We start from the raw sequence: 12,284 nt of genomic DNA on the forward strand, positions 1-12,284 counted from the left end.
CCCATAACTGTGGATTTGAAATAAAGTCGTACCGTTTATAAAAAAGATGTACCATTTAAAAGAAAGTTATAACGGTGGCAAAAAAATGAACTGTTTTATTCCTTTTCAATTAAAGGATTATATGTGAGTTTTAATCAGACTTTATTTCAAAGCTACATATAGCGCTATGTTACTTTTTGTTCGGATCTATTTCTATAATTTGAATTTGAAAGATGTCACTGTCCTTAATTCCTAGGACATGCATTTCTTCTTTAAATGAACGCTAGGGTTCAATTTAAATAGATTTAGTAGTCTTATCTCGTAGTGTATACTCATGTACGTAATATGATTTTTCATTCTTGCTCATTGTAATTCCTCCGATAATCCTTAAAACAAATATAAAACTATAGATATATATAAATTACATATTAAGAGGCTTCTTTTCTTTAGTAATTTCATTTAACTGTTTGTAGTATTCGTAATATCTTTTCAAAGACAAGTGAGATTTAAACCCGATTTGTTGCATGATTTGTTCAGAGGTATTTTTCTGTTGGATCATTCTTAAAATAAAAGTATTTCGAAAATGTTGTGCAGAAAGCCCCTTTCGAAGATTAGCACGTTTTACTTCTAAACGAATCATTTTTTGAACAGAGATTTCGGTTAAATATTTTGGTGCATCTTCATCATAACTCCAATGATATGTACCACGAGTAGAATCAAATGCAACAAATAATGGGTCATTGGTGTGGTACTTAGGACGAACAGGCACAGGAATTTCTTTAAAGTAATCGTATAAATGTAATTTGTCTTCTTCTTTTAGATGAATGGTACGATTGATTTTTGAGTCTTCAGGAATATCTAAAGTATTTGCTTTGAAGTGAATATGCTCCATTTTTAATGAGACTACTTCATGTAAAGATAACCCGTAATCTAAAAGTAATATGATAATAGAAAGATTACGTTCTAATAGCATTGGACGTGTAGCTTTCTGTTTTTCAGTTAGCCCATCTAAAGAAGAAACGACTTTTTTTAAACGCTTTTCTTCTTTAGAAGATATAAAATCTTTATCTCTTAATGAACGGTCTGGTTGATCTATTTGTATTACACTTTCTATCGGACTAGGTAAATCCAATGACTCGTAAAGTCGATTCAAAGCAATATAAATACGGTGTATAGTTTTATCTGAATAGTGACGTTCTTCTTTTAGGTAATGAAAAAAATCTTTAAAGTCTCTTTTGTTTAGAGATTCCCATATATCTTCATCAATGGTCCGATCAGTATTTTCTAACCAGGATAAAAAATGTTCTACATCATACGTATATCTTTTGATTGTTGAAGGTTTTCTTCCTTTTTGTAGTAAGTAATCAGTAAAGTGTTGCGTTGTTATTTCTAGAATTGTAGTAGACATGTTTTTAACCACCTATTCTAAAATATAGTGTTTGACTTATTTTCTCTGTTCATATCTTTTTACCACTCTGTAAAATGTAGGACTTGTCATGTTGCACTTTTTCATAAAACAGCTTTAATACTTCCTTATCACTTAATTCAAATACTTCAGCTGTATTACCTCTACCAATTAACTTTCCCAATGACATTTAACCACCGTACTCTCTTTTTTGTAACTTTAATAAACTTATATTAATACATCATTAATCCATATAAAGGAAAAACCGAAACTAAAACAGGTATACAATGTATATATTTGTACACATAAAGTTACCATAACACCACTTATCAGCACTCAATCTTTCTAGAATCCTATTAAAGTCCCTTTAGAATATCTGAAGGGACTCTTTTTTTACATAATCATACGTTATTATTAATTTGTAATTGCTCTAAAAGATAATCACAGACATTCACAAAAATACATTGTTTTTTTAAATTTAATAACAAGTATTTCAATTCAAATTCTTGATAAAAAATCTTAGTAATATATAGTTTAAACTCATCTAAATTAGGCCTTTGTGAGCTGTATAGCATATCTAAAGGAAGTTTAAATTTAGAAAATAAATGATCATTTTGGGCAAAAATCGAAACTTCTTCTCTAGTTAATCGATCATGAAATGCAATTAAAATTTTTGTTAAAGCCTTTACTTGTTCTTCTTCAAATTCATAATCTATAGCAAATCTATAAAATGGGAATTCATCTGACTGAATCATACTTTGCATAAGTCTAAATTGATATCTTAATAAAGTCACTTCTTTGATTAAATCCATGTTCTTCCTCCTTTATTTCCCTAAATTAACCATGTTATCATGACAATATATAAMTTGAAATACAAATACTTATGACATATCACCCATACAATTTTAATTAACATAACCTATCATTATCAGTAGTCAACGATGCATAAATTTTTCGTTATGGGGGTAATTAAAAATCTTAGCTTGATGGGCATGCGGCTGTACCCCAATTATAAAATATACGGCATAAATTCAGTCCCTACTAGAAGGACTAATATTCATCAGAAACATTCATAAACATTAAAATTCATCACATGATATAGAGATGTGTGTTCTAAACTTAACCTATTCGAAGCGCTAAGCTTTTTAGAAATTATAGTCAATCATTGTTATAATTAAATTTATAATATATTTTAGGGAGGAACTTAATTTGAAAAAAACATTAATTGTTGGAGCATTATGCTTATCAATTACTGCTTTGATTGTATGTATTAATGGCAGTGAAGAGACATACACTGAAGCAAACAAAAATGATATTGTTTTACACATACATAAAGAAAAATCTAGAAATCTAGAGCGATTTGAAACGTTTTCTCAAAATGTAAAAAATAAGAAAAATGACGAAATACAAATTAAAGATTATTTCATTGATGAGGAGGCAAAAGTACCGAGTTTAAACAATGTAACTTATCAAGATGAGAAATTTACTTTTACTTACAAGTACAAAAACGACTATAGAAAGGATATTTGTAAGAAGTTCGTTACCCCTCAAGAAACACATGGTGTGGCATATATGCTAAGAGATTGTGCCCAGTCAGAAGATGGTATTGTACTTCATTATACAGCGCAGGACGGTGAAGGAGTAAACTCCATAAACAATAAATCAATTGAATTTATAAAAGTTGAAGGGGATAAGACCTACACATTCGTAGAGCAATTTGATGTTGGAGCTTTCGTGAATGCTATCCAAACTACAAACTTTGATACACCTTCAAATACATTTAATACGCAAAAGTCAAATTACAAAGTAAATATTCACTTTTTAAGTGGAACAACTCAAACATACTATTTGTGGATTGACAAAGAAAAATCACAAGGAATAATTATGGATTCAGAACAAACAAACCAAGGACATGAAATCGATAAAATATATGTAGATGCTATTATTAAAGTGTTAAATTAAAATGACACATTTTAATGCGCTGCGTTAAGAGGCATTTTTCAGATGATTACATGAACTCCATTACTATTTAAAAAATTGACCGCCCTCACAGGCGGTTTTCTTATACGTTGCAGTCTTCCAAATCCGCCAGCCATCTCTTCCAACACATTCTTCTTCAGGTACAGAAAGCATATTTTCAGTCTACAATTATTTTTTAATTGTGAGGTCCCGCCCCATCGCTATCAAGCTAAGGTTTTGCACTATCCATAAAACAAAAAAGACGTTATCCTTTCTGTAGAATTATAGGAAAGGAAAGGAAAAAATAATAAAAGGATAATTAGTCCATTATAAATGACTAACTATCCTTTTTATTTACTAAAGTAAACCTTGATAAATGAAATAAATCTCGGCGGAACCCCAACATTCAGACCTTTGATTACGTACTTGTGGCATGAACTGTACCCTTTGGATACAGTTGTTGCGAAATACATATAAGAAACAGCATTTCAATTAAAGTATGATACGATTATAAAAAGGGAGGGAACGATATGCACACTTTACAAGAAGATATGTATGAACAATTGAAAGAGAAAAAAAGCGAAGTCACTATAGTTTTAAAGAGTGGTGTTCGCATACCTGGGCAGATCATTGCAATGGATAAATTTACTGTCCTTGTGATGGTTCATGGTAAGCAACAACTGGTCTATAAACAAGCCATTTCTACAATTGCTACGTAATACATACTGGATTTATGTAAATATTTCTCGATATTATATTATTAAAATATACACTATAATATAAGTAATTCTTTTTATTATTTATATTTTTGTTATTTCCGGTTGCAGAATCCTTATTATAAGGATTCCTTTTTTTTGTGCCAAAAATCTACAAATAAAAAGATAAGACCGGCGAACACGATCCTATCTTTAACACAAGGAGAAAAACGGAAAAAACTATCTTATTTATATTGTATTATATTTTTTGTTAATTTTTAATATTAAAACCATAAATGGAAGTTACATCTATATTGAGAAATTTATTACAAAATCAGCTATAAATGATTTAAAAAACKAAAGTAAACTTTTATTTAAAAGTTTACTTTCATAAATATAAAAAGAATCCTGGGATTCCAGCATTCTTTTTGATAAATTAACAAGATATATTATTTAATTATTGAAAAGGAACGTCGTATATAAACCATGTTCCATTTTTTTTATACATATGGAATTGAATGTTGGTACCTATCCATGGGGGCATATTAATAGCTGCGGAATCCTTGTAATCTTTGTTTATTACTACAGATGATCTTGCAAATCTAAAAGATGATAGAATTGTTTTATGAAATTCAGGTGCTTCTTTTAAAAATTGTTTCTTTTCCTCAGTCATTTTTTCATCATTTTTATAGAAAAGATAAGTTATTTCATAATTTTTTTCTTGTATTGAATGTAGATATAATCTTACTATTGTTTTAGGTTTTTGCTCTTTTAGTGTATAAATATCTTGGGATTTTTGTAATTTATCATATAACTTTTGTTCTGTATGATTTAAATCTGCTAAATAAGGTGAAAGAGGAAATACAAACCAAAGAATAATGATTACTAAAATTAATAAACCTATTTTTTTCTTATTCATTAAAAGCCTCTCATTCCACACATTGACAATATAAAGATATTTTAATATATATAATGCGGTTTTGCTAGGCTTTTTATTACAAATAGATTTTCTTTGTTTGTCTTTTAGTATTTACAGTTTTGAATAAGATTAATTATTTTGATGAATGTAAATTTATATTCAAAAGTTTACATTCACTTTAAGAGAAATTGTAACCAATTGCTACTCCTTTATAAATTATTTAATTATAAAGGATAAAATCCCAGCAATTATGCATGTAATTCCGCCTAATAACTGTCCTATTCCAGTGAGTTTGTCTAAAAATGATTCATATGTTTTCGTACTATATATACCCCATAATACTAAGACTACTCCAAAAAGTATAAATGCTAGTTTAACAATCATCGTATGGTTACCTCTGTATAATATATTTTTTATGTATTTCTTATATTTTTATTATCACATTGAAATAATAGTTAAACTATCTAATATCCTTACATAAAGGTGACAGTTTTGTAAGACTTTATAAGTAAAAATAGGGTATCACCACATCGCCATCAAGCTAAGATTTTGAATTACCCCCTAAATTTAAAAAAATTCTCTCCAGTTAGTTATTTTAAGAAGTCAGCTCATTTTTTCGTCTTGGGGGTGTTTACTTTTCTTAAGTTGATGGATGCGGGGTCACATCACATGCCCATCAAAACCAATTAACTCACATACGATACTTAAAAGAATTACTATATTTGTTTATTTCTTCATCCAATCAAAAGATGTAACGAAGGAATTTTTTGTCGATATTTAACGAAAAATGTCATATTTTAATTGTCATATTATATAGTGGATGTTAAACTCAAAGTGACAAAAAAGAATGGAAAATAGACCATAGAAAAACTTTGTAGAAGAATATTTTTCAGAATTTTCTTTATGATTAAGGGTAATTGTTTTTTGGGTATACAAATCCCTACCACTCAGAACAAAAGGTGACCTGCACTCACCTTCTCTCTTTGTTTTCAGCTTGTACCAAGCATGAAGAGGCCCTGGCCGATTACTCAATTTATACTTATATCTTATATTTCACTAATGTGAAAATGTTTATATAAAACTTATTAATATGTATTGAACTATTAAACTTGTAAAACTACAGAAAGGATTGTGATGCAAAATGAAAAAAGATACGAAAAAAAGACAGCAAGGAATAGCCATCAAAACATTGATAGCTGTAAACGTACTTGCTTCTCCATTTATAGGAGGAATAACAGGAATCACAAAAGTTGCAGCTGAGGAACAACAAGTAACGACTGAACACGTTTTTTATGTCCCAGGCAAGGGTGATGCAGAGAAAATTAGAGATATGGATCGACGATGGTTTAGATTTAGTACATATGAACCAACTGGACTATATGCAAGTCCCAATGAAAAAATAACCATTCAAGTAGAAGGAACACAGACTATTCGAGCTTATATAGGAACATACTCATACGATGGTGCATGGAATGAAGATTCGCTCATAAAGTCGTTCACTTTAAAACCAGGAGAAAATACAATTGAATCCCCAAATGGCGGAATGATTTATTTTTATAATCCTGGGCAAAGTGGAACAGTAAAAGCGGAGATAAAAACAGGCGGAACAACTACCCCTCTGTTTGAGTTAGGAAAACATACGCAACAAGATTTAGTAGACATGCTAAATAAATATCCTGATGCCCATGCGGTAGAACTAAAAGGGGAACGTTCACTCATAACCGCAAGTCCTGCGAGAGTGAAAAAATATTTAATAGGCTCTAACACAGATCCTGTACAACTCTTACAAAAATTAGATGAAGCTATCAAAATTCAAGACCGAGTTTCTGGTTTGTCTGAAGCAGAAGCGGACAAGCATTATGTGCACTTTGTAGAAGATAATCGCTCTGATTATTATATGTATGCGTATCCTGGTAGAACAGCATATGTGGGAGATGCGATTCAACATGTACTAAACGTAAAAGACTTCACTGAAAATGGATGGGGCCCTTGGCATGAAATGGGACATCAAAGGCAACAACTTCCGTGGATGTGGGATGGATTATCAGAAGTTACTACAAATATTTATAGTCTGTCCGTACAAAGGGCTTTTGGAAATAAATCGAGATTAGAAGGCGGAACATATGACAAAGCGTTTACTTATTTAAATAAGCCTCAATCCGAAAAAGATTATAATAAAATTAATGATGTTTTTGTGAAAGTAGCAATGTTTTGGCAATTAGACTTAGCTTTTGGAGAAGAATTTTATCCGAAATTACATCAATTATACCGTGCAATCCCGAAAGAAGAGCTTCCTCAAACGAGTGACGAGAAAATGCAAGCATTTATTTACAATACATCCAAGGTTGCAAAACAAAATTTACTTCCGTTCTTTGATAAATGGGGGCTTATGGCATCGTCAGAAACAAGACAAAAAATAGAAGAGTTGAATTACCCACTTTTAGCCGCTCCTATTTGGGAAGCAACTGATTCTAAACCTGTAATTGTAGAAGAAAACGGAGAAACTCCAGATATGGAACCGAAATTAACAGTACCTGTTGGAGCAACAATGAATGTAGGTGATCAATTCGACCCAATGTTAGGAGTGTCTGCTACGGATAAAGAAGACGGAGATCTTACTTCTAAAGTAACAGTTGACGGTAAAGTAGATACTACTAAACCGGGAACGTATGTTTTAACTTACACAGTTAAAGACTCTAAAGGTCATAAAGTAACTGCGAAACAAACGGTAACGGTTAAAGAGAAAGAAGAAACAAAAGATGAAGCGCCAGTACTAAAAGTATCTTCAGAAACGACAATTACTGAAGGAGATAAATTCGAAACAATGAAAGATGTAAGTGCTACGGATAAAGAAGATGGTGACATTACGTCGGAAGTAAAATATGAAGGTCATGTAGATACAAATACACCTGGCACTTACACGATTACATACACAGTTAAAGATTCTGCAGGTCATTTGGCAACTCAAAGACAAACTATAACAGTTAAAGAAAAACCTGCTGAAGACAAAGAGCCAGAGTTAACAGTACCGGAGGAAACAGTATTAACAGTTGGTGATCAATTCGACCCAATGAGTGGAGTTAAAGCTATCGATAAAGAAGATGGTGATATCACTTCTAAAGTAACATATAGCGGAGACCAAGGTACTGATAAAGAGGGTACTTACAAAATCAAGTATGTTGTAGAGGATTCTAAAGGTCATCGAGTAATTAAATTACGTACTGTAATTGTTAAAGCGGCAGAAAAACCTTCGGAAGACCAAGCTCCGGTGTTAAAAGTACCATTTACAACTACGTTCCATGTAGGAGATACGTTTGACCCAATGTCAGGAGTGTCTGCTACCGATAAAGAAGATGGCAATTTAACAAGCAAAGTCAAATATAAAGGTAATGTAGATACTACTAAACCGGGTAAATACATTGTAGAGTATTCGGTTGTCGATTCTAAAGGGGTTAATGCAACAGCTACACAGACTGTAATTGTAGAAGAAAGTGGAGAAACTCCAGATATGGAACCGAAATTAACAGTACCTGTTGGAGCAACAATGAATGTAGGTGATCAATTCGACCCAATGTCAGGAGTGTCTGCTACTGATAAAGAAGACGGAGATCTTACTTCTAAAGTAACAGTTGACGGTAAAGTAGATACTACTAAACCGGGTACGTATGTTTTAACTTACACAGTTAAAGATTCTGCAGGTCATTTGGCAACTCAAACACAAACTGTAACAGTTAAAGAAAAAGAAAAAGAAAAACCTGTTGAAATTCAAGGGCCTGAGTTAACTGTACCTTCAGAAACTACAGTAACAGTTGGAGATAAATTCGATCCAATGTCTGGGGTTAAAGCTATTGATAAAGAAGATGGCGATATTACTGATAAAGTAATACAATTTGGTGAAGTAGATACATCTAAAACTGGTACTTACGAAGTAAAATTCCTTGTTCGTGACTCCGGTGGTAATGAGGTAACTACAATACAAAAAGTGGTTGTGAAAGATAAAGACAATGGTAATAACAATACCAACAATGGTAATGGTGCTGATAATGGCAGTACTGGTACTAACAACAGCAATGGCTCTGATACTGGTAACAGTAATATCTCAATCAATAGTACTTCTGATAAAAAAGAAGATACATATAAAGAGCTTCCAAAAACGGGTGCAAGTACAAATAACAGTGCAGCATTGGGCATATTGATGGTTCTTGCAGGTATGGTACTTACTTTTGGTCGCAAATTTAAAAAGGTACTAAAATAATTGTGACTCAGTGCAGCGAATAAAAAGACATCTTCAAATAATGAAGATGTCTTTTTATCAATTTCAGGTGGGAAAGGAATCTTGGTAAATATGAGCTATTTCATTAAAATGGAAGAAATTTATCCAAAGTGGAAAAATAGAGAGATAACAGGGGTACAATTTATGGTTTCCTGACAGAATACTCCTTCCTCAAGCGTGTGAAGGGCGTTAGCCCAACGGTAGGTGGGAGATGAATGCCGGTAGGTGTAAGCCTACGTTTTTTTTGTATACTGTAGATGTCCTATAACAAAGCGAGGTGCAACCTATGTTAGTAAATAAAGCATATAAATTTCGTATCTATCCAAATAAGAAACAAGAAATAGTAATTGCTAAAACGATTGGTTGCAGTCGGTTTGTATAGCCAGAAATCATGAGTATATAATTTTTTTTCCTTCGATTATCTATGCTTTAAAGGTCAAAGAAAAATCTAAAATCTTCATTTTCTTTTCAAACAAGGATAATCTCGCCACACCTTCTTCAATTAACTCTTTGATGCAAATTTCTGTTTTTGATCCGTTTTTTTACAGTGAAAATCTTCATTGCCATATACATTTTCATTTGTTATCTTTTTGTTACCTTCAGATGAGTCATCTATATGTTAAAATATTTATATTCCTCCTAATCAGTTTATCCGATTAGGCGAGCCCTAAAGAGCCCCTATCTCCTTAGGGCTCTTTTCATTAAAAGCATTTCAAACAAGCCAAAAAACAACCAATTTTATGTGTCTTATATAACAATAAGTAAACTCCAATTTCTTTTCGTTAGTTATTATTAACATTAAAAAGATTTTGTCTTATGTTTTCACATTACAATCAATCAAACATATTAACTTATAGAATGTTTATACTTACAGCGCTTATTTAAAGCAGAGCACTTTTATATAGTGCTCTGCTTTATTTGTGAATGATGATTTTTCTTTTTTTTACATATTTTTATAATCTTTACACAAACTATTTCTAAGCCGGTTGAACTAGCGGCTTCACTCTTGGAAAACAATTAGTTTTCCAATCAAGCTCATGAAACCCACAGGCAGACAATCTAAAGTATTGTCTGCCAAATCTTTAACTTTTTAAATAATGAATGAAAGTTTTGTACATATCCTTTATTGCTGTAGTTAATTCTTGTTTGTGAATCGGGTGCTCTTCATTCTTTGGAAGACCGGGCATGTTTTTTATATTACGAATCTCATCAGGATAATGAATAGTCTGTAAAATAAGGCCTTCTTGAAAGCTACGAATAATAGCTAGATGTTGTTTCTTACGGATAGTAATATAAATAAGACTAAGTTTATTTGTTCGGTCCAAAGCTTCTTTTCATAACAAATATGTCTTTTCATTACCAACGGTAGGAACCATAAAATAAGAACGATCGAAAAAAATTTCATCAATTTCATCATTTTGGATAAAGGATGAAAGGCAAATTAATCGAGGTTCATGTTTTTTTGTAGTGTGTCTAATTCTTTTTCCTCTACAATTATATATTTATGAGGCGCGTATTCATAAGCTTTTACAACGTCTTCATCGCTTACTTCAGTATCCGTACAATCAGGAGCAATCTTTTTATATTTAATGGGAGCAAGACATTCCCTATGAAGACTTAAAAATTTAATATCTTTTTCTTCTACAKCACTATATAGCCTAATACCAATGTTTAATAATCCAAGTGAAAGAGAGCCTTTCCATACTGTGTGCATTTGAAACTTCTCCTTTCATAAATAGAAAATGAATAATTTTAGTATGAGTAATAAGAAAATTCATATGCATTTCTTATATTTTTTATATTTTGGGAGAGACTAAAAAAACTTTGAAAAGGAGGGTTCAAAAATGCAATTAGCTACACATGAGTTACGTGATTTAAGTGAATTAATTGCTGGTTGTTACAATACAATTAATACGATGAGTACATACATTCAGCAAGCACAAGATTTAGAATTAAAACAATTATTACAGCAACATTTTCCGCTCCATGTGGAAGACTATAATTTAAAAGTAGAATTTGTCCAAAGCCAGAGTACGCCCGATATTGAGCGTTTTCAGCCCTCTAAGTTAAATCCAGTATTGGTTTCTTATTTAAAAGCACCTATTGAACAATATCCTCCTGTTGCACCTAGTATAAATGGAGCACCTCCGAACGATCGAGCAATTGCTACGGGATATCTCTTAAATCAAAAATCGGCTGCACTAAATTATGCTGGGGCTGTATTAGAGTGTGCAAATCCAAATTTGAGGTCTTTTTTAGAAAAAGCTTTTTTAAATAGTAGTAGACATGCATATGATATTTGGCAATACATGGTGAAAAAGGGTTACTATCCTCTATCTCCAGCACCAGAATCTGAAATAAAAGCTATAGCAAGTATTTATCAGCCTGTTAATCAACCATTACAATAATATAAGAAATAGTAAGCTGCAAATTTTAAAAATATATATTAATTAGATTGTACTAGATAAAGCTGAACAGATTAATTATTCTTACTCTTTTCAGCTCTATTTTTTAATCGTCTTTTAAGAAGAGATTCAATATTTATACATAATTAAAGCGGGTTTATATTTCCATAAAAAGGAATAACTATTTTTCCATGATTCGTAGCATATTAAAATTATAGGAGGTGATACAATATGGCAAACAATAATAGCGGAAGTCGTAATGAACTATTAGTTCACGGTGCAGAGAATGCAATCGATCAAATGAAATATGAAATCGCTCAAGAATTTGGTGTACAACTTGGTGCAGACGCAACAGCTCGTTCAAACGGTTCTGTTGGTGGTGAAATCACAAAACGTCTAGTAGCAATGGCTGAACAACAACTTGGCGGTGGCGTTAATCGCTAACTTTAAATATGCATGGATAAAAAGGAGAGACACATCGTCTCTCCTTTTTCATTATAATCTCTAGTATGTAAAGTTACTAAAAATATTATCCTCTAGAAAATTCTCATAAATTTCCGTAAATAAGCCTAGATTCACTGATAAAAAGAATCAAAGGGGGAGGGAATTATTTTTATGGAACGATAGAGCATTTCAGATACTGTTACAC

The 12,284-nt window shown here is 31.7% G+C and carries 9 protein-coding genes and 2 pseudogenes; 6 read left to right on the top strand and 5 right to left on the bottom strand.

Annotation, left to right across the window (positions count from 1 at the left end; all coding sequences use genetic code 11):
• Positions 1 to 400 precede the first annotated feature (400 nt).
• From AC1DTM_RS11595 to AC1DTM_RS11605, 3 genes are all read right to left on the bottom strand, one after another.
• The gene (locus AC1DTM_RS11595) at positions 401 to 1,387 is read right to left on the bottom strand and encodes a tyrosine-type recombinase/integrase (protein WP_088099786.1); all 987 of its coding nucleotides are present in this window, start codon (positions 1,385 to 1,387) and stop codon (positions 401 to 403) included.
• Positions 1,388 to 1,436: 49 nt separating this feature from the next.
• Entirely contained in the window at positions 1,437 to 1,568 is a 132-nt protein-coding gene (locus tag AC1DTM_RS11600; protein ID WP_477000245.1) for a hypothetical protein, read from the bottom strand.
• Between the two features lie 217 nt (positions 1,569 to 1,785).
• Positions 1,786 to 2,196 carry a DUF1878 family protein gene (locus AC1DTM_RS11605; protein ID WP_088099787.1) on the bottom strand — a complete coding sequence of 137 codons (411 nt, stop codon included), beginning with the start codon at positions 2,194 to 2,196 and terminating at the stop codon, positions 1,786 to 1,788.
• A gap of 397 nt (positions 2,197 to 2,593) precedes the next feature.
• On the opposite strand from AC1DTM_RS11605, the gene AC1DTM_RS11610 reads away from it, so the two are divergent.
• Both AC1DTM_RS11610 and hfq read left to right on the top strand, forming a co-directional pair.
• Positions 2,594 to 3,346, top strand: coding sequence for a YhfM domain-containing protein (locus AC1DTM_RS11610; protein WP_088099764.1), 753 nt, complete (start codon positions 2,594 to 2,596; stop codon positions 3,344 to 3,346).
• A 527-nt stretch (positions 3,347 to 3,873) separates the two neighbouring features.
• Entirely contained in the window at positions 3,874 to 4,062 is a 189-nt protein-coding gene (gene hfq / locus AC1DTM_RS11615) for an RNA chaperone Hfq (RefSeq protein WP_002162117.1), read from the top strand.
• A 433-nt stretch (positions 4,063 to 4,495) separates the two neighbouring features.
• Here the strand turns inward: hfq and AC1DTM_RS11620 are convergent, their stop codons facing one another.
• Entirely contained in the window at positions 4,496 to 4,957 is a 462-nt protein-coding gene (locus AC1DTM_RS11620; RefSeq protein WP_088099765.1) for a hypothetical protein, read from the bottom strand.
• Between the two features lie 1,141 nt (positions 4,958 to 6,098).
• Between AC1DTM_RS11620 and AC1DTM_RS11625 the strand changes: the two genes are divergently transcribed.
• Positions 6,099 to 9,212, top strand: coding sequence for an immunoglobulin-like domain-containing protein (locus tag AC1DTM_RS11625; RefSeq protein WP_088099766.1), 3,114 nt, complete (start codon positions 6,099 to 6,101; stop codon positions 9,210 to 9,212).
• A 304-nt stretch (positions 9,213 to 9,516) separates the two neighbouring features.
• Positions 9,517 to 9,609: pseudogene (locus tag AC1DTM_RS11630) on the top strand (helix-turn-helix domain-containing protein); the annotation flags it as partial.
• Between the two features lie 712 nt (positions 9,610 to 10,321).
• Here the strand turns inward: AC1DTM_RS11630 and ku are convergent.
• A pseudogene (gene ku / locus AC1DTM_RS11635) lies at positions 10,322 to 10,944 on the bottom strand (non-homologous end joining protein Ku); the annotation flags it as partial.
• 130 nt (positions 10,945 to 11,074) lie between these two features.
• On the opposite strand from ku, the gene AC1DTM_RS11640 reads away from it, so the two are divergent.
• Both AC1DTM_RS11640 and AC1DTM_RS11645 read left to right on the top strand, forming a co-directional pair.
• Complete coding sequence (locus tag AC1DTM_RS11640) at positions 11,075 to 11,638, top strand: spore coat protein (protein WP_088099767.1); 564 nt, start codon at positions 11,075 to 11,077, stop codon at positions 11,636 to 11,638.
• A 228-nt stretch (positions 11,639 to 11,866) separates the two neighbouring features.
• Positions 11,867 to 12,079 (top strand): alpha/beta-type small acid-soluble spore protein, encoded by a 213-nt coding sequence (locus AC1DTM_RS11645; RefSeq protein WP_002114666.1) that lies wholly within the window; start codon positions 11,867 to 11,869, stop codon positions 12,077 to 12,079.
• Positions 12,080 to 12,284 lie beyond the last annotated feature (205 nt).

The organism is Bacillus sp. P4_D3 (assembly GCF_056401855.1).